Genomic DNA, 18,087 nt, shown 5'->3' with positions numbered 1-18,087 from the left:
TCAGGTATGAAAGATTTCCTTATCGCTCCATCCATTTTGTCTGCAGACTTTGCTCGCCTTGGCGAAGACGTTGAAAAAGTACTCGCAGCGGGTGCGGACGTGGTTCACTTTGATGTTATGGATAACCACTATGTACCGAACCTGACTTTTGGTGCGCCAATCTGTAAAGCACTCCGTGACTACGGCATCACGGCACCAATCGATGTGCACTTGATGGTTAAGCCAGTTGACAACATTGTTCCTGACTTTGCCAAAGCGGGGGCATCGATGATCACTTTCCATATCGAAGCGTCTGAACACGTTGACCGTACGCTGCAACTGATTAAAGAGCACGGCTGTAAAGCGGGTGTGGTTCTTAACCCAGCAACACCGCTTAGCCACCTTGAGTACATTATGGACAAAGTGGACATGATTCTGCTGATGTCAGTAAACCCAGGCTTCGGCGGTCAATCTTTTATTCCAAATACATTAGACAAGCTTCGTGCAGTGCGTAAGATGATTGATGAATCTGGCCGTGATATTCGTCTTGAGATTGACGGCGGCGTTAAGGTCGACAACATCAAAGAAATCGCGGAAGCGGGCGCAGACATGTTTGTCGCGGGCTCTGCGATCTTTAATCAGCCAGATTACAAACAGGTCATTGACCAAATGCGCGCACAATTAGCAGAGGTAAAATAATTGATGTCTAACAACATTAAACTGATCGCATTCGATTTAGACGGTACGCTACTCGACAGTGTTCCTGATTTGGCCGTTGCCGCGGACCAGGCTGTTCAAGCACTTGGATTTCCAGCGGTATCAGAAGAACAAGTTCGAGATTACGTTGGTAACGGCGCGGATGTGTTGGTTGGTCGAGCTCTGAGTCAAAGCATGACAATTGACCCAGCGTTAGACGAAGCGCTCCTGGTGAAGGCGCGTGAGTTGTTTGACGATTTCTACGACAAGAGCGGTCATAAGCTCAGTCATCTTTACCCAGCGGTAACCGAGACACTAGCCGAGCTAAAACAAGCGGGCTTCACGCTGGCATTGGTGACTAATAAACCGTCTAAGTTTGTCCCTGAGATTTTGGCGAAGCACGGCATCGACAAATACTTCGTGGATGTGTTGGGTGGCGATGCTTTCCCTGAGAAGAAACCGAACCCAGTTGCGTTGAACTGGTTGATGGAAAAACATAACTGTCAGCCTGAAGAGATGTTGATGGTGGGTGACTCTAAGAACGATATTCTCGCGGCGAAAAACGCGGGTTGTGCGGCGTTTGGTTTAACCTACGGCTACAACCATGGCGAGCCAATCGCTGCGTCAAACCCAGAGTTTGTCGCCGACACCATCGCAGATTTGATCGACGTGGTCGCTGTTTCCGCTTAGTTGCAGCAAAAGATCTTCCAAAATACTCGTTAATGAGTACACTGAGTGAACCGTGTGGATAGAAACCACACGGTTTTTTTCATTATTTAGCATAAGAAGTCAAAGGAACTATTCCCATGAGCAAACCCATTGTATTGAGTGGTGTTCAACCGTCAGGTGAACTAAGTATCGGTAACTACTTGGGTGCTCTACGTCAATGGCAACAGATGCAAGATGATTACGATTGCCAATACTGTGTAGTAGACCTTCATGCAATTACGGTTCGTCAAGACCCGAAAGCGCTGCATGAAGCGACGCTAGACGCACTTGCAATCTGTCTTGCAGTTGGTGTTGATCCGCAAAAGAGCACGCTATTTGTTCAGTCACATGTACCTGAGCATGCTCAACTTGGTTGGCTTCTTAACTGTTACACCCAAATGGGTGAGCTGGGTCGTATGACGCAGTTTAAAGACAAGTCGGCACGTTACTCGAAAGACACGTCTAGCCAGTTTGGTGATGTTAACGTGGGTCTATTTGATTACCCAGTGTTGATGGCGGCAGATATCCTGCTTTACGGTGCTCACCAAGTGCCAGTCGGCAGCGACCAGAAGCAGCACCTTGAACTTGCGCGCGATATCGCCAACCGATTCAACAACATCTACTCGCCAGAGCAACCAATCTTCCAAGTGCCAGAGCCGTACATTCCGACAGTGAACGCGCGTGTAATGAGTCTTCAAGATGCAACGAAGAAGATGTCTAAGTCTGACGATAACCGTAAGAACGTGATTACGCTGCTTGAAGAGCCGAAGTCAATCATCAAGAAGATTAACAAAGCTCAGACAGACACAGAGACACCACCGCGTATCGCTCACGATTGGGATAACAAAGCGGGTATCTCAAACTTAATGGGTCTGTACTCGGCAGCTACAGGTATGAGTTTTGAAGAGATCGAAGCGAAATACCAGGGTGTAGAGATGTACGGTCCGTTTAAGAAAGATGTCGGTGAAGCCGTGGTTGCGATGCTGGAGCCAATCCAAGCGGAATACCACCGCATTCGTGAAGACCGTGCTTACATGGATCAAGTGATGAAGCAAGGCGCGGAAAAAGCATCAGCGCGTGCGGCTGAAACATTGAAAAAAGCCTACGAAGCTGTCGGTTTTGTTGCTCGTCCATAAGACTTGCTGCTAGCTACATACAAAAAGCGGACTCCTTGGCGTCCGCTTTTTAATCTCTGACGATATTATTGGGCGCCTTCAAAGCCCATTTGGCGCCACGCTTCAAATGCGATGATCGCGACTGCGTTAGATAAGTTTAAGCTACGCGCATCAGGCATCATTGGAATGCGGATTCGTTGTGCCATCGGCATGCTTTCGATCAGCTCTGCGGGTAGGCCGCGAGTCTCTGGACCAAACAAAAGTACATCGCCTTGCTGGAAGCTGGCATCCACGTGATGACCTGTGGTTTTTGTCGTACAAGCAAAAATGCGGTAGCCGTCTTTGCGCTCGGCTTCGAGGTATTCAATAAATGCCTGATAGTCTTTATGGCGAGTGACTCGTGCCAGATCATGGTAGTCCAAACCCGCGCGGCGAACTTTCTTCTCTTCCAAATCAAACCCTAGTGGCTCAATCAAATGCAAGTTGGCTCCGCAGTTGGCACATAGGCGAATAATGTTACCGGTGTTGGGAGCGATCTCTGGCTCATATAGGGCGATATCAAACATATTGCGATTCTTAATGGCTGGTGGGATTGAGGCCTGAAAGTATAAGGCGGCTTGTTACAGCCGCCAAGTCTGACGTTGTGAGTTTTTGTTATCGGCCTTGCACTAAAGCCGCGGCGTAATATTCATTGACCGCGTCCCAGTTGACCACATTCCACCATGCGTCGATGTACTCTGGTCGGCGGTTTTGGTAGCTGATGTAATAGGCGTGCTCCCACACATCCAGCGCGAGAACTGGCTCACCTTGCATCTCGGCAATGTCCATCAAAGGATTGTCTTGATTACTGGTTGAGGTGATAGCTAATTGGTCATTTTTCACTACAAGCCAGACAAAGCCAGAACCAAAGGTGTTGATCGCCGCTTGGGAGAACGCCTCCTTGAACTGGGTAAAACTGCCAAAGTTTTTCGCGATGGCTGCCGCGAGTGCTCCATGCGGTTCTCCACCACCGTTCGGCGTCATACAATTCCAATACAAGACATGGTTGTAGTAACCGCCGCCGTGATTACGCACGGCTGGTGAGTGCGTTGAAACTTGGGCAAAAATCTCGCTGAGAGATTGCTTTTCTAGAGCGCTGCCTTTTATCGCCGAGGTAAATTTGTCGTAGTAGGTACGATGGTGCTTGCTGTAATGCACTTCCATGGTCTTAGCATCAATGTACGGTTCCAATGCGTCGTATGGGTAGGGCAGTTCTGGGAAAACATGAGACATAGTAAATCCTCCATAATTGAAGGATTTACTTTATATGATAATGATATTTATTATCAATTGTGAGTTTGTAAGGTTATTTCTTTGCCAGTAACGGTAAGGTGATTTCTACGCACAAGCCGCCGAGTCGACTGCGCTTAGCGATGATGGTGCCGCTGTGCTGACGAATTGCACTTTCGGTGATCGTCATACCAAGCCCAGTTCCGCCACTGTGTCGGTCACGCGCGGTAGAAACACGATAGAACGGGCGGAATATCGCCTCTAACTCTTCTTCGGGTACGCCATCGCCGTTATCGTCAACCGTGATCACTAACTGGTCGTCTTGCTCGAGCATCGTGACTTCGATGACATCTTCACCGTAGTAGATCGCATTGCGCACGATATTATCCACCGCGCTCATCAGCAGGTTCGGATTGCCAGAAATAACCCGGTCGGGAATCGCTGTGAAGCTGAGACTTTTGTGCATTTGCTCGGCTTCAAATTGGGCGTCAGAGAGAATCGCTTCCCATAAGCTGGAGAGCGGCTGCTCTTCTCGCATGACATGGCTATTGGCTTGCATGCGCGAGAGCTCCAATAGCTCACCAATCATGACCTCTAGGCGTTGCGCTTCAGTATCGATGCGGGTTAACTCAGGGCTATCTCCCTGTTTGCGCGTGGCAAGTGCGGTTGCCATTCTTAAGCGGGTTAATGGCGAGCGTAGCTCATGGGAGATGTCTGATAGCAGGCGCTGTTGCCCGGAGATCATCTGGTTGACCGCCCCGACCATCTGGTTGAAGCTTGCTCCGGCTTGTCTGAACTCTGACGTGCCTTTCTCCAACTCTGGGTCGGTAACAAATTCGCCTTTCGCGACGCGTTGTGCGGCGCGCTCAAGTTTGCGGGCGGGTTGGCTCAACGCCCATGCCAGCCATAACAGCAGCGGCGTACTTACAAGCATCACAGCCAATAACAAACGGAACGGACGGTCGAAAAGTTGCAACAAAAACGGTGGAGGCTGGTCCCATTTGATGCCAACGTACATCAACAGGTCTTGCTGGGCGAGTTTAATCGGTAACGGACCGGCAACCATGTAGCGTCCATACAGCTTTTGTTGTGGTCGATCTGGCGTATCGATCGAAGTGACAAAGTTCTTCAGCGCTTTCAGTTTGAAGTCTTTATGGCTGCGTGTGGTGAGAATATTGCCTTCCAGATCGGTCAAGAAAAAACGCGGACGACTATCACGGTGAGAGCGGTCACTGCCTTCGAGCTGAAAAATGATCCGGCCTAAATCGTTGTCGTTGACGTAGCGTTTTTCGATACTCTGTTTTGCTTCCATTAAACGCTGCAAATGGTCGCGTGGAATATCACGTGCGATACGCGGGTCAAGATGCGGCAGCGCTAAAACCGCCAATAACACCAAAAACATGGTGAACCAGAAGATGGCAAAGATGCGCCCATAAAGGCTGCTGATTTTAGGAATGCGCATCAGTCTTCCTCAACCAGCAGGTAACCTCGGCCTCTGAGGGTTTTGATCCGTGGTTTGCCATCGCGGCGCTCTGGTAGTTTTTTTCTCAGATTGGACACGTGCATGTCGATGGCGCGGTCGAATGCGGCCAGTCTTTTACCCAACACGTCCATGCTTAGTTCTTCTTTGGTCAAGGTTTCGCCGGGGTGCTGAACAAAGTGGTTCAATAGCGCAAACTCAGTAGTAGTCAGCTCAAGCAATTGTTCGTTGCAGTAGGCTTCCAGTTTGCCAGGGTAAACTTTGAGGTCCTGATATTGCACGTAGTCACACACTTTCGTCGGTGCGACTGGTTGGGTGCGACGTAAGATGGCTCGAATGCGCGCCAATAGTTCACGGTCACTGAAAGGTTTTGGTAGATAGTCGTCTGCGCCAAGCTCAAGCCCGATCACTCGGTCAATTTCTTCACCTTTTGCGGTGAGCATTAAAACTGGCGTGTCCCAATCTTCGCGCAGTCGTTTGAGCGTCTCCATACCGTTGAGTTTTGGCATCATCACATCGAGCAAAATCAGATCGACCTCTTCACTTAACGCTGCGAGTCCTGCCTCTCCGTCGTTTGCCTCTGATACGGTGAACCCCTCAAAGGAGAGGACTTCACTCAACAGGCTGGTGAGCTCGGTGTCATCATCGATCAAAAGTATGTGTGGCATGGCTACATCTCGGTTTGCTTCTTTGCCTTTATATTACTGGCAAATAGCGCTGATCTTTAGCTTAATTTTTGCTCTTTACGATTATTTACGCTTCCTAGACGTCACTTTACATAGCAGGTCGTAATCTATACTCAAGCGCTGTGAAGACAGCTCCATTAAATCCAAAAACTTGAAAGGTACAGATTATGAAAATGACTAAGAAACTGGTATTGGCTGCTGTTGTTCTTCCTTTAACTCTTGGCACCGCAAGTGCGTTTGCGTTCGGTGGCAAACACCACAAAGGCGGCCCTGACTCTGAATGTGGAATGGGTTTTGACCGTGGCATTATGCGTCAGTTAAACCTCACTGATGAACAGCAAGTTCAGCTAAAAGAGATGCGTAACGAAAACCGCGCCGAGATGAAACAAAAGTTCAAAGGTGATTTTGAAGCAAGACAAGCGCAAATGCAGGCTCACCATGCCAAAGTTCAAGCGTTGGTACTTGCCGATACGTTTGACGAAGCAGCGGCCAACAAGCTGGCTAAAGAAATGGTAGAGCAGCACACAGAGCGTAAAGTGCAGATGATGGCTAAGCAGCACCAAATGCTAAGTGTGCTAACTCCAGAACAGAAAGCACAGTTCGTAGAGCTTCAAAATGAGCGAATGGGTGAGTGTTCAGACAAGATGCAAAAGCGCATGAATAACAAAAATAGCTAACTATTTAACGTGAATTGAAAGGCGACCAATTAGGTCGCCTTTTTTGTTTCATTTTTATTCAACTTTTGACAGGTTATACTTACAGCATTTGTTTAGAAACTGAATTACTTTATGAAACAAGAATATGCGCGTTTAGTTACCATGGCCGCTTGGACCGCAACCATTGTGGCCACCTTGCTGTTGATCGTCAAAGTGGGGGCTTGGTGGGTGACAGGTTCGGTGAGCTTGTTGGCGTCACTGATTGACTCGATGCTCGATATCGCAGCGTCTCTGGTTAACTTGGTTGTGGTGCGTTACTCATTGCAACCCGCCGACCGTGAGCATACCTTTGGTCACGGTAAAGCGGAGTCGCTTGCTGCACTAGCACAGGCGATGTTTATTTCTGGTTCTGCTGTCTTCCTCATCTTAAACGGTGTCGACCGTTTCTTCCGCCCGCACGCTCTTCAGTCGCCAGAGTACGGCGTTTACGTTAGCTTGTTCGCAATTGTCGTGACGTTTGGCCTCGTTCGATTCCAGAAATACGTGGTGAAGAAAACCGGCAGTCAGGCGATTGCCGCGGATTCTCTGCACTACGAGTCTGACCTTTACATGAACGCGGCAATTATGCTGGCGTTAGCGCTCAGTTGGTTTGGTATCGGCCAAGCGGATGCGGTGTTCGCGATTGGTATTGGTGGCTACATTCTTTACAGTGCCTTTAAGATGGTTAGGGAAGCAACGCAAACCTTGTTAGACAGAAAACTTCCGGACGAAGAGTTAATAGAGATCCGCGAATGCTGTTTAACCATTGAAGGGGTGTTGGGCGTTCACCAATTACGTACGCGTATGTCTGGGCCGACTCGTTTCATTCAGTTGCATTTAGAGTTAGAAGATCAGATGCCACTTCTTGAAGCGCATCGCATATCTGATCTGGTCGAAGAAAGTTTGCTCGAACGTTTTCCGGGAGCGGATGTTCTTATTCATCAGGACCCGTATTCCGTCGTCGTTGGGCCAGAGCGAGTGCAGAAGTCGCAAGGTTGGTAATAAGGATGCAGAAAACGGTGGTAGGAAAAAGCACAACTTATCGACTATCTTTTCATCGTTATGACTTTTTACTGCGATCCTGACGTGTATCAAATTAGTTAAATAGTAAAACTGTAATACTCTTACATAAGTAGAAAAGTTACATAAATTTGTGCAAATAAAAGTAGTATTCCTAGTCGGGAAAGGTAACATATTGCGCAGTTATAAGAATTTTGTCGGTGGCTTTTGTAAGCCTCTAACGTAAAAATTGAAATAAGATTTCCAAAAAATTCGAGGGTGAGCATGATTAAGAAGATCGGTGTTTTGACAAGTGGCGGTGACGCACCAGGCATGAACGCAGCGTTACGTGGCGTGGTTCGTACTGCTCTGACGGAAGGTTTAGAAGTATACGGCGTTAAAGACGGATACTTGGGCCTTTACGAAAACCGTATCGAGAAGCTTGATCGTTCAAGCGTATCAGACGTGATTAACAAAGGTGGTACTTTCCTTGGCTCTGCGCGTTTCCCAGAGTTTAAAGAAGTAGCGGTTCGTGAAAAGGCGATCGAAAATTTAAAACAACACGGCATCGATGCGTTGGTTGTTGTCGGTGGTGATGGTTCGTACATGGGTGCGAAGAAGCTGACTGAAATGGGTTACCCATGTATCGGTCTACCGGGCACTATCGATAACGATATCGCGGGTACAGATTACACAATCGGTTACCTAACTGCGTTGAACACAGTTATCGACGCGATCGACCGTCTGCGTGATACTTCTTCTTCTCACCAGCGTATTTCTATTGTTGAAATCATGGGCCGTCACTGTGGTGACTTGACTCTGATGTCTGCGATTGCGGGTGGTTGTGAATACATCATCACGCCAGAAACGGGTCTAGATAAAGAGAAGCTGATCAACAACATCAAAGACGGCATATCTAAAGGTAAGAAGCACGCAATCATCGCGCTGACTGAGCTAATGATGGACGCTAACGAGCTGGCAAAAGAGATCGAAACGGCGACAGGTCGTGAAACTCGTGCCACCGTTCTAGGTCACATCCAACGTGGTGGTCGTCCGACAGCATTTGACCGTGTGCTAGCTTCTCGCATGGGTAACTACGCAGTTCACCTATTGATGGAAGGCCATGGTGGTCGTTGTGTTGGTATTCAAAAAGAACAGTTGGTTCACCATGACATCATCGACGCGATTGAAAACATGAAGCGTCCGGTTCGTCACGATCTATTCAAAGTGGCTGAAGAGTTATTCTAAGCACGATTGAGTAAGCAGATACAAAAAACCACCTGATGTCAGGTGGTTTTTTTATGCCCTACGCGGTGGTTTTATGTAGTTCGCTCACCGGTGTTTCTGCTTTTTCAGCCGGATGGTACACCTCAGCGCTTCGTCTTGGCGGTAGCTTGCGGCTTTGAAAGCGTTGATGCACGCCGCGGCGCAGTGCTTTAACTCGGTTCTCTGCCTTGTCCACGCCTAACAGCACGGATAAGGCCAGCGCGGTGATCAAAACCGATTGCTGCAAGTAACCCAAGCCAATCATCATGCCAAGCGCGGCCAATACCCAGATTACCGCTGCCGAGGTAACGCCGTGGATCTTTCCATCCTGAGTCATCATTACGCCAGCGCCTAAGAAGCCAACTCCGGTGATGATCTGGCCGAGTACCCGAGCTTGGTCTAGCGTGTTTGGTGATAACGACACCGCCATAGACATAAAGAAATAGGTGCCTGAGATAATCAGTATTGAAGTGCGAATCCCAACAGGCTTACCGCGTGTTTGTCGTTCAACACCGATGAGAATACCGTTTACGGCACAACAGAGTAACGCAGGCCAGCTAAATGGCCCGAGATCGAGAATTTGTTCGATAGATGGTTGCATTTTGACCTCCCCAAACCGTGGAGTATGCAGTTAATGTAAGTTGCTATCGAACAAAAACTTTTTGTCGTGTGGATTATTCTAAATGAAGGTCAAGCGGCGTTTTGCTGCTGCGTCCGCCGATTTCTCGTGTGAGCTTCGGCACTAGGTAACCGGATACTCGCTCAATCACGCCAGCCATAATCGCTTTGGCTTGCTGGTCAGAAATATAGAAGTGCGCCGCGCCTTGTACTTTATCTAGAACATGGATGTAGTAGGGCAGCACGCCGCTATCAAACAACGCCTCACTCAACTGAACCTGAGCGTCGACGCTGTCGTTCACCCCTTTTAGCATCACACCTTGGTTAAGTAGTGTCACGCCCACACGTTTGAGCTTAGATAGTGCGTCGCTGAGCTCTTGATTGATCTCTTGTGCGTGATTGATGTGGGTAACCAAGATGACTTGTAAGCGCGTTCCCGCTAATAAAGAAACCAACTCATCCGTGACGCGAGCTGGGATCACTACCGGCAGGCGCGAATGGATACGCAGCCGTTTGATGTGGGGAATATCGGCGATATGGTCAATCAGCCATCGCAGCTCATCGTCTTTTGCCATCAATGGGTCGCCACCTGAGAGTATTACTTCGTTCAGCTCATCGTGTTGAGCGAGGTAGTCGAGGCTCTGCTGCCACGTAGCTTTATTGCCCTTATTTTCTTGATAAGGGAAATGGCGACGGAAGCAGTAACGGCAGTTGATCGCGCAGCCACCCTTGACGATCATCAGTGCTCGGTTGCGGTATTTATGCAACAAGCCGGGGATGTCGTTGTTTTGTTCCTGCAAAGGATCGTTCGAATACCCCGGATGAACCTCAAATTCTGCCGATAAAGGAAGAACCTGACGTAATAGAGGGTCAAAAGGATTGCCTTTTTGCATTCTTTCGACAAAACTTTGCGGCACACGCTGAGCAAAAAGCTTTCTCGCGTCAAACCCGTTTTGCCAAGGTTCTGGATCTATCTCCAGTTGTTCCAGCAGTTTTTGAGGATCGGAGATCCCATTCGCTAGCTGTTTGAGCCAGTTTTGCTCAACAGAATCGACATTTCGGGTTATGATGTGCGGCATTAATTTAAACTCGAAGAATGGTAAGAGGAAAAAATGGCTACTGTTAGCACGAATGAATTCAAAGGCGGTCTTAAAATTATGCTTGATAATGAGCCGTGTGTCATTCTCGAAAACGAGTATGTGAAACCGGGCAAAGGTCAGGCATTCAACCGCGTTAAGATCCGTAAACTGCTTTCAGGTAAAGTTCTAGAGAAAACATTCAAGTCTGGCGACACTGTAGAAGTGGCAGACGTAATGGATATCGACCTAGATTACCTATACAACGACGGTGAATTCTACCACTTCATGAACAGCGAAACATTCGAGCAAATCGCTGCAGACCTTAAAGCGGTAGGTGAGAACGCGAAGTGGTTAGTAGAGAACGACAAGTGCATGCTGACTCTATGGAACGGTAACCCAATCGTTGTAACTCCACCAAACTTCGTTGAGCTAGAAGTAACAGACACAGACCCAGGTCTAAAAGGTGACACTCAAGGTACGGGTGGTAAACCAGCAACACTATCAACTGGCGCGGTTGTACGTGTTCCTCTGTTCATCTCAATCGGTGAAGTTATTAAAGTAGACACACGTTCTGGCGAATACGTTGGTCGTGTGAAGTAAGCACTACTTCGATAAAGTTTTTGTAAAAAGGTCACTTCGGTGACCTTTTTTGTTTTTCAGTCTGGCATTTGATGTGCCACAATTCTTGTCTTGTACTATGTGGTTAAACTGATGCCCATGAAACAGTCTTTAAGAATCTGGCTTGATGCCGCACGACCAAAAACACTACCGCTGGCCCTCGTGTCCATTTTGACCGGGAGTGTGTTGGCGTACTCTACACACCAATTCTCTTTAGCAGTTGCCGTGCTGGCATTTGTGACTGCGACGCTGCTGCAAATTCTGTCCAATCTTGCCAACGATTATGGTGACGCAGTAAAAGGCACCGATAACGAGAAACGACTTGGTCCGCTACGCGCGATTCAATCGGGGAGTGTTTCTTTAGAGAATATGAAGCAAGCGATCATCATTAACGTGGTTTTCACTATGATCGCCGGTTTGACGTTGGTGTTCTACGCGCTTGATTCGTTAAATAGTATTTTGGCTTTTATCGGTTTGGGTGTGTTGGCGATCATCGCTGCGATTGCTTACACCGTAGGTAACAAGCCGTACGGCTACGTCGGTTTAGGTGACGTGTCGGTATTTATCTTCTTTGGTCTGCTCGGTGTTGCGGGCACATACTTCTTACATACTGGTATGGTGGCGCCGTTATTAACGCTACCTGCTATTGGTTGTGGGTTGTTGGCTGTTGCGGTTCTCAACATCAACAACATGCGTGATATCGAGAACGATGAAGAGTGCGGGAAGCGCACGGTCGCGGTGCGTTTAGGACAAAAACGCGCTAAGCAGTATCACTCAATCCTGCTGGTATCTGCGATTGCGGTATTTGCCTCTTACTTGCTGCTGCAACCGGGGCCGTGGTGGGTCAGCCTGCCTTTTCTTTTGAGCGTATTTATCACTTATAAACACGGCAAAGCGGTGTGGCTTGCCGAGCAACCTGCGCAGATTGCGCCTATGTTACCAGTGATAGTGAAGTGCTCTTTGGTGACTAACCTATTGTTTGCTGGTGTGGTTATCGTCCAAACATTGATACGGGTTTAAGCGGCTTTCGTGACTAAAATCACCGGAAAGACGTTTCGAGCTTAGTTAGGTGATAGTTGTCATTGCAATGACTTAGTGACCCTATATACTCGATGGAGATACGAACGTTATGGGAAGGAACACGATGGAATACAATACGTCTGCCTTATGCGATATTTACTCTGAACAAGTAGATGTTGTTGAGCCAATGTTCAGTAACTTCGGTGGCTGTGCCTCATTTGCTGGACAAGTTACAACGGTTAAGTGTTTCGAAGACAACGGTGTCATCCGCGAGATTCTCGAACAAGACGGTCTGGGGCGAGTGCTGCTGATCGACGGTGGCGGTTCTCTTCGCCGTGCGTTGATTGACGCAGAGCTTGCATCATTAGCGGAAGAAAACGACTGGGAAGGTATCGTAGTATACGGCTGTGTGCGTGAAGTCGATGAGCTTGAAGACATGAGCATCGGTATTCAGGCATTAGCTTCTATTCCGGTTGGTGCCAGCTCACAAGGTATTGGCGAAGTAGATATTCCAGTCAACTTTGGCGGTGTGACTTTCCTACCAGAAGATTACCTCTACGCAGATAATACCGGAGTGATTCTTTCCCAAGAACCACTGGATGTGGTGCTAGAAGTTGAAGACGATGAAGTCGTCAATGACTAGTTAACGAATAAATGAAAACCGGCGTTAGGCCGGTTTTTTTGTGCGTTAAGAAACAGGGATCGCGACGTACTCTTTTCGGAGCTTCAACGCATATAGGTAGCCGAGCACACCGCCGACAATATTACCTACCGCAATACCGATAAATAACCCTTCAATGTCATACACTAAGCTGCCTACCCAAGCGCCCGGCAGGGTAAACACGAACAAGCGCATAAAGCTCCATTGGAACGCGCGCAGTGGTTGGTGCAACGCGTTCAATCCGGCGATCAGCATCATCACAATCCCTTGGAAGCCATAGCTAAACGGCACCACCAACAAATAATGCCAAAGCAGATCTTTAACTTCTTGCTCCTGAGAGAACAGCGCCGCAAGAGGGATGCTGAGCGGTACCATCATGACAAAAATACCGAGCTGAAACACAACCGAGAAGCGGATGCTTAGGAACAGTCCGGCGAAACTGCGGTCAGGGTTATTTGCACCGATGTTTTGCGCGATAAAAGGCGTCAGAGCTGACGTTAGAGACATGAGGACCAAGATCAGTATCGATTCAATACGCTGAGCGGCGCCGTAGGTCGCAACCGCTGCCGTACCGTGGCTCGATAGCATCATCATCAGAATCGCACCTGAAATCGGGTTCATCGCATTCGACATCGCTGCTGGGGTACCGATTTTCAAGATTAAGCGCCAGTCGGATAATAGGCTTGGAAAATATGGCAATGCGAGCAGCTTTTCGCGTTTCACTAACACGTATAACGATCCGCATAATGCGCCAAACCAACTGAATGCACTGGCGATCGCGGCACCTTGAATACCCAGCTCAGGGAATGGTCCGATACCAAAGATCAGCAATGGGTCGAGTACGCCGTTGATTAAGCCCGCCAGCATCATGATCTTGGCGGGTGTTTTTGTATCGCCTGTGGCGCGAATCGCACTGTTTCCTGCCATCGGAATAACCAGCAGCGGAATGGTGAGATACCAAATCTGCATGTACTGATGAATCAATGGGATAAGCTCTCGTTCCGCGCCTAGTAAAAGAAATAAGGGTTCGATGGTGCTGATACCGATCACACAGGTGGTGGCAACTAGAGCAACGGCGAGGATCAATCCATGAGTTGAAAAGCGGGCGGCGTCTTGTGCTTCGCCTTGACCGAGCAATCGGCCGATGTTGGTTGATAGGCCAATGCCAATCCCCATGGTGATGCAGTTTACGGCAAAGGTTACTGGAAAGGTGTAACTGATCGCGGCGAGAGCTTGTGTGCCAAGCAAAGAGATAAAGAAGGTATCCACTAGGTTGAACATCAAAATCGCAACTAGGCCGAAGATCATCGGCACCGTCATTTGACGCAGTACTTGGGGGATGGAGCCCGTTAACAGGCCGTGCTTATCCTGCATTGCGAATAGCTACTCTAGCGGAAGAAAAACGTAGCATACTTGATTCGCTCAGTAGATACAAAAAAGGCCAGCATTCGCTGGCCTTAGAGAAATTAGCTTAAAATTAAGCTTTTGCTTTTGCTGCTGCTTTCGCGATTGCAACAAAGCTTTTCGCATCTAGAGATGCACCGCCAACTAGAGCACCATCGATGTCTGGTTGTGCGAAGTATGCTTCTGCGTTTTCTGGTTTAACGCTGCCGCCGTACTGGATGATTACTTGCTCTGCAACTGCTGCATCTTTCGCTGCAATCATTGCGCGGATAGAAGCGTGGATGCGTTGTGCATCTTCAGCTGTTGCTGCTTTACCAGTACCGATAGCCCAGATTGGTTCGTAAGCGATGATCGCGCCGTTTAGCGCTTCAACACCGTAAGCGTCGATAACTGCGTTGATTTGACGTGCACAAACTGCTTCAGTTTCGCCTGCTTCGTTCTGAGCTTCAGATTCACCAATACAGAAAACTGGCTTCAGGCCGTTCTCTTTTAGGAAAGCGAATTTCTTAGCCACGAACTCGTCTGATTCGTTGTGGTATTCACGACGCTCAGAGTGACCGATGATGATGTGAGTTGCACCGAAGTCTTTTAACATCTCAGGAGACATGTCACCAGTGAACGCACCGCTGTTGTTTAGGTCAGTGTTTTGCGCACCTAGAATTACCTTGTTACCGCCTTCTGCGATTACACGCTCAGCTAGGTCGATGTATAGCGCTGGTGGAGCTACTGCTACGTCTACACCTTCAACGCCTTCAAGCTCAGCGTTAATACCAGTTAGCAGCTCTTTTACCATTGCTTTGCTGCCATTAAGTTTCCAGTTACCCATCACTACAGGACGACGCATAGGAATATCTCCCTTATCTTTAATGTAAAAAGTGTATTAATGTAAAAAATCTTCGTAGGAATATAACAGATTAAATAAGCCAGATCATGACTAGTATCATGTCTTAACCGGATCTCAGCCATTGGTTGGATCTGTCACTCACACCAATCTCGCCTTGTCGTGACCAGTTCAGTGATCTCATAAGCAGAATAGCGGTAACTGACTCGGAAATCTGTGTAGAAATTGATAATAGTGGCTCAACTGTGAATCATCCATGTTGAAACTCTCTTACATTTGAGGATAACGATGCCAAATTTAGTAATGGAATACTCTAGCTCGGTAGATGAGCGCGTTAATGTTCAAGGATTGCTGGAAGACTTACATCAAGTTGCGCTGCTCAGCGGGCTGTTTGATGTTGGTTCAGTGAAGTCTCGAGCATTGCGTTGCCACGACTGGCTGATTGGTGATGAGGGAAATAGTGTAGACTTTATCCATATCAGTTTTGAACTACTCGATGGCCGTACTCCAGAGCAGAAAAGAGAGTTATCTCGTCAGTTGATGGCGGAGCTGCAAGGGCAAGCCAGCCATATCCGCAGCTTGACGGTCAACGTAAGAGATATGGACAGAGAGTGCTTTCAAAAGGTGATTAACTAGTTTTCTTTGTATATTTCTGATTTTTAGGTAATAAAATGTCGATTAAAGAACTGCTGTTTTCATTTCAAGGCCGGATAGGGCGTAAAACTTACTGGATTTGGAATGTTATTTATTACTGTTTGATCGTGGGGTTTGCCCAGGGGATGAATGTACTGTTCCCAGCGTTGGCACATCTGATCCTGCCTGTGTTCCTGTTGGTCATTCTGATTCCGGATTTAGCGATTACGGCCAAACGCTGGCATGACCGCAATAAGACCAGTTGGTGGTTGTTACTCAACGTGCCTTTGGTGATTGGCCGTATGACGATGCCAATTGCTGCAGACCCAAGTCAAGCAGCGCAACCTTCAACATTACAGGTGATTAGTTCGCTTACAGCGGTCATTTGTGGAGTGTGGATATTGGTTGAGTGTGGATTCCTGAAAGGGACAGACGGAGACAACCAGTTCGGCCCTGAACCCGAATAAATCTTACCTATTTTCGACTAGAGTGCGGTATTCCCAGCTCTAGTCGAGCTATCTTATTTTCTCAGTAAAATCTCTTCGACTTTATGGTCCGAACCCTTCTTCAGCACTAACTGTGCACGCCCTTTGGTTGGCAAGATGTTTTGGTGCAGGTTGATACCATTGATGGTTTGCCAAATATCGTGCGCTTTTTCAATCGCTTGGCTTTCCGTTAGCTTAGTGTAGTGGCTAAAGTAGGAACCAGGCTTAGTAAATGCGCCTTGACGGAACTTTAAGAATCGTTCGACATACCAGTTTTCGATCACGTCGCTGCTGGCGTCAACGTAGAGAGAAAAATCTAAGAAGTCAGAAACGAACACTCGATGTGGGTCGTGCGGGTAATCCATGCCACTTTGCAGTACATTGAGGCCTTCGATGATCAGCACGTCTGGGCGATCGACAACCTTCACTTCTTCGGTGATGTCATAAGTAATGTGTGAGTAGATCGGCACGGTTAAATTGGGTTTGCCCGCTTTCACATCGGAGACAAATTCGACTAGACGTTTGATGTCGTATGATTCAGGAAAGCCTTTGCGGTGCATGATGCCGCGTTCGTTAAGCACTTCTTTCGGGTAAAGAAAACCGTCGGTTGTGACTAGTTCCACTTTCTGATGGTTTTCCCAACGCGCGAGTAGGGCTCTGAGCAGACGCGCAGTGGTACTTTTTCCTACCGCGACGCTTCCTGCGATACCAATAATAAAGGGAGGAGCACTCTCTTGGTTACCGAGAAAGTTGTTGAGTACCGAGTTGCGGCTCTGTCTTGCCGCCACGTAAAGGTTCAACAATCGAGCCAGAGGAAGGTAAATCTCTACCGCTTCTTCCATGGTTAGGTTCTCATTGACCCCTTGAAGCTCGGTCAAATCCTCTTCGGATAGCGTCATCGGCACAGAGTTACGTAGCTCTGCCCATTGCTGACGAGTAAAAGAGAGGTATGGTGTCATAGTCTTCCTAACCAGATTTCGCGATAAGAGCAGCGAAAATACAATATCAAGCGCAGAATGCAAATGACAAGCGCAATATTAAGGCGCTTTTCTCAACTAAATTGAGCGATTTTTCAGCAAATAAACAGAAACTGGTTAAAAACCCATTTTTTTTCGGTTTTGCTATTGCAAGCTAGAAAATCATTCAATAGAATGCGCACCACTTATGCCGACTTAGCTCAGTAGGTAGAGCAACTGACTTGTAATCAGTAGGTCACCAGTTCGATTCCGGTAGTCGGCACCATTCTTTCCTTTAGTAGTTAGAATGGCTTAAAAATTTGGAGGGGTTCCCGAGTGGCCAAAGGGAGCAGACTGTAAATCTGCCGGCACTGCCTTCGATGGTTCGAATCCGTCCCCCTCCACCATATTCTTTAGGAAATAGCTCACAGAGTTACGTGTTGCGGGCATCGTATAATGGCTATTACCTCAGCCTTCCAAGCTGATGATGCGGGTTCGATTCCCGCTGCCCGCTCCACTCATTTAGAGTGCTGATATAGCTCAGGTGGTAGAGCGCATCCTTGGTAAGGATGAGGTCGGCAGTTCGAGTCTGCCTATCAGCACCAGCTCTCAAGCAAACTTTTCCTTTTGATACTTTCTTTTTACTAAACTAAGTTTAGTGTTTGAGAGTAAGTTTAATACCAATACTTTTGGTTGCGTGGTCATCAAAGCCACCTAAATCCGTACCTAGAGGGACAACCCATGTCTAAAGAAAAATTTGAACGTACGAAACCGCACGTAAACGTTGGTACTATCGGCCACGTTGACCACGGTAAAACAACTCTAACTGCAGCTATCTGTACTACTCTTGCTAAAGTATACGGCGGTGAAGCGAAAGAC

21 protein-coding genes and 4 tRNA genes are annotated in these 18,087 nt (G+C 47.9%); 16 read left to right on the top strand and 9 right to left on the bottom strand.

Annotation, left to right across the window (positions count from 1 at the left end):
• Window positions 1–6 precede the first annotated feature (6 nt).
• The 3 genes from rpe (at window position 7) to trpS (ending at window position 2,519) form a co-directional block, all read left to right on the top strand.
• Entirely contained in the window at window positions 7–678 is a 672-nt protein-coding gene (rpe, locus tag AKJ31_RS16320; protein WP_053410155.1) for a ribulose-phosphate 3-epimerase, read from the top strand.
• Between the two features lie 3 nt (window positions 679–681).
• Window positions 682–1,365, top strand: coding sequence for a phosphoglycolate phosphatase (locus AKJ31_RS16315; protein WP_053410154.1), 684 nt, complete (start codon window positions 682–684; stop codon window positions 1,363–1,365).
• A 116-nt stretch (window positions 1,366–1,481) separates the two neighbouring features.
• A complete protein-coding gene (gene trpS / locus AKJ31_RS16310; RefSeq protein ID WP_053410153.1) occupies window positions 1,482–2,519 on the top strand; it encodes a tryptophan--tRNA ligase in 1,038 nt (345 codons plus the stop codon).
• Window positions 2,520–2,584: 65 nt separating this feature from the next.
• Here the strand turns inward: trpS and trmL are convergent, their stop codons facing one another.
• From trmL to AKJ31_RS16290, 4 genes are all read right to left on the bottom strand, one after another.
• A complete protein-coding gene (trmL, locus tag AKJ31_RS16305; RefSeq protein ID WP_053410152.1) occupies window positions 2,585–3,064 on the bottom strand; it encodes a tRNA (uridine(34)/cytosine(34)/5-carboxymethylaminomethyluridine(34)-2'-O)-methyltransferase TrmL in 480 nt (159 codons plus the stop codon).
• Window positions 3,065–3,152: 88 nt separating this feature from the next.
• Entirely contained in the window at window positions 3,153–3,770 is a 618-nt protein-coding gene (locus AKJ31_RS16300) for a superoxide dismutase (protein WP_053410151.1), read from the bottom strand.
• A 73-nt stretch (window positions 3,771–3,843) separates the two neighbouring features.
• Window positions 3,844–5,229, bottom strand: coding sequence for an envelope stress sensor histidine kinase CpxA (gene cpxA, locus AKJ31_RS16295; RefSeq protein ID WP_053410150.1), 1,386 nt, complete (start codon window positions 5,227–5,229; stop codon window positions 3,844–3,846).
• Window positions 5,229–5,915 (bottom strand): response regulator, encoded by a 687-nt coding sequence (locus AKJ31_RS16290; RefSeq protein WP_053410149.1) that lies wholly within the window; start codon window positions 5,913–5,915, stop codon window positions 5,229–5,231. Before AKJ31_RS16290 ends, cpxA begins: the two co-directional genes overlap by 1 nt.
• Window positions 5,916–6,100: 185 nt before the next feature.
• On the opposite strand from AKJ31_RS16290, the gene AKJ31_RS16285 reads away from it, so the two are divergent.
• The 3 genes from AKJ31_RS16285 to pfkA all read left to right on the top strand — a co-directional run bounded on the left by AKJ31_RS16285 (window position 6,101) and on the right by pfkA (window position 8,875).
• Window positions 6,101–6,610: a CpxP family protein gene (locus tag AKJ31_RS16285; protein WP_053410148.1), complete on the top strand. Its 510-nt coding sequence runs from the start codon at window positions 6,101–6,103 to the stop codon at window positions 6,608–6,610.
• Between the two features lie 111 nt (window positions 6,611–6,721).
• Complete coding sequence (gene fieF, locus AKJ31_RS16280; RefSeq protein ID WP_053410147.1) at window positions 6,722–7,630, top strand: CDF family cation-efflux transporter FieF; 909 nt, start codon at window positions 6,722–6,724, stop codon at window positions 7,628–7,630.
• Between the two features lie 282 nt (window positions 7,631–7,912).
• Window positions 7,913–8,875, top strand: a complete 963-nt coding sequence (gene pfkA, locus AKJ31_RS16275) for a 6-phosphofructokinase (protein ID WP_053410146.1) — start codon at window positions 7,913–7,915, stop codon at window positions 8,873–8,875.
• A gap of 58 nt (window positions 8,876–8,933) precedes the next feature.
• Here the strand turns inward: pfkA and AKJ31_RS16270 are convergent, their stop codons facing one another.
• Together AKJ31_RS16270 and epmB are read right to left on the bottom strand one after the other, a co-directional pair.
• Window positions 8,934–9,494 carry an MgtC/SapB family protein gene (locus AKJ31_RS16270; RefSeq protein WP_245639061.1) on the bottom strand — a complete coding sequence of 187 codons (561 nt, stop codon included), beginning with the start codon at window positions 9,492–9,494 and terminating at the stop codon, window positions 8,934–8,936.
• A gap of 73 nt (window positions 9,495–9,567) precedes the next feature.
• A complete protein-coding gene (gene epmB, locus AKJ31_RS16265) occupies window positions 9,568–10,590 on the bottom strand; it encodes an EF-P beta-lysylation protein EpmB (protein WP_053410145.1) in 1,023 nt (340 codons plus the stop codon).
• Between the two features lie 33 nt (window positions 10,591–10,623).
• On the opposite strand from epmB, the gene efp reads away from it, so the two are divergent.
• The 3 genes from efp to rraA all read left to right on the top strand — a co-directional run bounded on the left by efp (window position 10,624) and on the right by rraA (window position 12,871).
• Window positions 10,624–11,190, top strand: coding sequence for an elongation factor P (gene efp, locus AKJ31_RS16260; protein ID WP_053410144.1), 567 nt, complete (start codon window positions 10,624–10,626; stop codon window positions 11,188–11,190).
• Window positions 11,191–11,307: 117 nt separating this feature from the next.
• Entirely contained in the window at window positions 11,308–12,228 is a 921-nt protein-coding gene (locus tag AKJ31_RS16255) for a 1,4-dihydroxy-2-naphthoate polyprenyltransferase (protein ID WP_053410143.1), read from the top strand.
• A 124-nt stretch (window positions 12,229–12,352) separates the two neighbouring features.
• The gene (gene rraA / locus AKJ31_RS16250) at window positions 12,353–12,871 is read left to right on the top strand and encodes a ribonuclease E activity regulator RraA (protein WP_053410142.1); all 519 of its coding nucleotides are present in this window, start codon (window positions 12,353–12,355) and stop codon (window positions 12,869–12,871) included.
• A 45-nt stretch (window positions 12,872–12,916) separates the two neighbouring features.
• Here the strand turns inward: rraA and AKJ31_RS16245 are convergent, their stop codons facing one another.
• Both AKJ31_RS16245 and tpiA read right to left on the bottom strand, forming a co-directional pair.
• On the bottom strand, window positions 12,917–14,263 hold the full coding sequence (locus AKJ31_RS16245) for an MATE family efflux transporter (protein WP_053410141.1): 1,347 nt from the start codon (window positions 14,261–14,263) through the stop codon (window positions 12,917–12,919).
• 103 nt (window positions 14,264–14,366) lie between these two features.
• Window positions 14,367–15,137 (bottom strand): triose-phosphate isomerase, encoded by a 771-nt coding sequence (tpiA, locus tag AKJ31_RS16240; protein ID WP_053410140.1) that lies wholly within the window; start codon window positions 15,135–15,137, stop codon window positions 14,367–14,369.
• 285 nt (window positions 15,138–15,422) lie between these two features.
• Between tpiA and AKJ31_RS16235 the strand changes: the two genes are divergently transcribed.
• Both AKJ31_RS16235 and AKJ31_RS16230 read left to right on the top strand, forming a co-directional pair.
• Entirely contained in the window at window positions 15,423–15,770 is a 348-nt protein-coding gene (locus AKJ31_RS16235; protein ID WP_053410139.1) for a 5-carboxymethyl-2-hydroxymuconate Delta-isomerase, read from the top strand.
• Between the two features lie 35 nt (window positions 15,771–15,805).
• Window positions 15,806–16,234, top strand: coding sequence for a DUF805 domain-containing protein (locus AKJ31_RS16230; protein WP_053410138.1), 429 nt, complete (start codon window positions 15,806–15,808; stop codon window positions 16,232–16,234).
• A gap of 53 nt (window positions 16,235–16,287) precedes the next feature.
• Here AKJ31_RS16230 and coaA read toward each other — a convergent pair whose 3' ends face one another.
• Window positions 16,288–17,211, bottom strand: a complete 924-nt coding sequence (coaA, locus tag AKJ31_RS16225; RefSeq protein WP_053410137.1) for a type I pantothenate kinase — start codon at window positions 17,209–17,211, stop codon at window positions 16,288–16,290.
• A 207-nt stretch (window positions 17,212–17,418) separates the two neighbouring features.
• Here coaA and AKJ31_RS16220 point away from each other — a divergent pair.
• The 5 genes from AKJ31_RS16220 to AKJ31_RS22655 form a co-directional block, all read left to right on the top strand.
• Window positions 17,419–17,494: transfer RNA gene (locus tag AKJ31_RS16220), tRNA-Thr, on the top strand.
• A 36-nt stretch (window positions 17,495–17,530) separates the two neighbouring features.
• Window positions 17,531–17,615: transfer RNA gene (locus AKJ31_RS16215), tRNA-Tyr, on the top strand.
• A 35-nt stretch (window positions 17,616–17,650) separates the two neighbouring features.
• A tRNA-Gly gene (locus AKJ31_RS16210) sits at window positions 17,651–17,725 on the top strand.
• Between the two features lie 12 nt (window positions 17,726–17,737).
• Window positions 17,738–17,813, top strand: a tRNA-Thr gene (locus AKJ31_RS16205).
• Between the two features lie 136 nt (window positions 17,814–17,949).
• Window positions 17,950–18,087 (top strand): GTP-binding protein (locus AKJ31_RS22655; RefSeq protein WP_243637497.1); only part of this gene is annotated, 138 nt, incomplete at its 3' end.

This window comes from Vibrio hepatarius, from assembly GCF_001274785.1.
GTDB classification, from domain to species: Bacteria; Pseudomonadota; Gammaproteobacteria; order Enterobacterales; family Vibrionaceae; genus Vibrio; species Vibrio hepatarius.
Note: the sequence above shows the minus strand (reverse complement) of the source record. Positions and strands in the feature narration are given on the sequence as shown.

What these genes read in the sequence shown, in the direction of transcription:
- trmL (WP_053410152.1), bottom strand. Translation starts at nt 3,064, where the DNA reads ATGTTTGATATCGCCCTATATGAGCCAGAGATCGCTCCCAACACCGGT.
- coaA (WP_053410137.1), bottom strand. Translation starts at nt 17,211, where the DNA reads ATGACACCATACCTCTCTTTTACTCGTCAGCAATGGGCAGAGCTACGT.
- AKJ31_RS16290 (WP_053410149.1), bottom strand. Translation starts at nt 5,915, where the DNA reads ATGCCACACATACTTTTGATCGATGATGACACCGAGCTCACCAGCCTG.
- trpS (WP_053410153.1), top strand. Translation starts at nt 1,482, where the DNA reads ATGAGCAAACCCATTGTATTGAGTGGTGTTCAACCGTCAGGTGAACTA.
- AKJ31_RS16235 (WP_053410139.1), top strand. Translation starts at nt 15,423, where the DNA reads ATGCCAAATTTAGTAATGGAATACTCTAGCTCGGTAGATGAGCGCGTT.
- rraA (WP_053410142.1), top strand. Translation starts at nt 12,353, where the DNA reads ATGGAATACAATACGTCTGCCTTATGCGATATTTACTCTGAACAAGTA.
- AKJ31_RS16230 (WP_053410138.1), top strand. Translation starts at nt 15,806, where the DNA reads ATGTCGATTAAAGAACTGCTGTTTTCATTTCAAGGCCGGATAGGGCGT.
- efp (WP_053410144.1), top strand. Translation starts at nt 10,624, where the DNA reads ATGGCTACTGTTAGCACGAATGAATTCAAAGGCGGTCTTAAAATTATG.
- AKJ31_RS16300 (WP_053410151.1), bottom strand. Translation starts at nt 3,770, where the DNA reads ATGTCTCATGTTTTCCCAGAACTGCCCTACCCATACGACGCATTGGAA.
- AKJ31_RS16270 (WP_245639061.1), bottom strand. Translation starts at nt 9,494, where the DNA reads ATGCAACCATCTATCGAACAAATTCTCGATCTCGGGCCATTTAGCTGG.
- fieF (WP_053410147.1), top strand. Translation starts at nt 6,722, where the DNA reads ATGAAACAAGAATATGCGCGTTTAGTTACCATGGCCGCTTGGACCGCA.
- AKJ31_RS16245 (WP_053410141.1), bottom strand. Translation starts at nt 14,263, where the DNA reads ATGCAGGATAAGCACGGCCTGTTAACGGGCTCCATCCCCCAAGTACTG.
- pfkA (WP_053410146.1), top strand. Translation starts at nt 7,913, where the DNA reads ATGATTAAGAAGATCGGTGTTTTGACAAGTGGCGGTGACGCACCAGGC.
- rpe (WP_053410155.1), top strand. Translation starts at nt 7, where the DNA reads ATGAAAGATTTCCTTATCGCTCCATCCATTTTGTCTGCAGACTTTGCT.
- epmB (WP_053410145.1), bottom strand. Translation starts at nt 10,590, where the DNA reads ATGCCGCACATCATAACCCGAAATGTCGATTCTGTTGAGCAAAACTGG.
- cpxA (WP_053410150.1), bottom strand. Translation starts at nt 5,229, where the DNA reads ATGCGCATTCCTAAAATCAGCAGCCTTTATGGGCGCATCTTTGCCATC.
- AKJ31_RS16315 (WP_053410154.1), top strand. Translation starts at nt 682, where the DNA reads ATGTCTAACAACATTAAACTGATCGCATTCGATTTAGACGGTACGCTA.
- AKJ31_RS16285 (WP_053410148.1), top strand. Translation starts at nt 6,101, where the DNA reads ATGAAAATGACTAAGAAACTGGTATTGGCTGCTGTTGTTCTTCCTTTA.
- tpiA (WP_053410140.1), bottom strand. Translation starts at nt 15,137, where the DNA reads ATGCGTCGTCCTGTAGTGATGGGTAACTGGAAACTTAATGGCAGCAAA.
- AKJ31_RS16255 (WP_053410143.1), top strand. Translation starts at nt 11,308, where the DNA reads ATGAAACAGTCTTTAAGAATCTGGCTTGATGCCGCACGACCAAAAACA.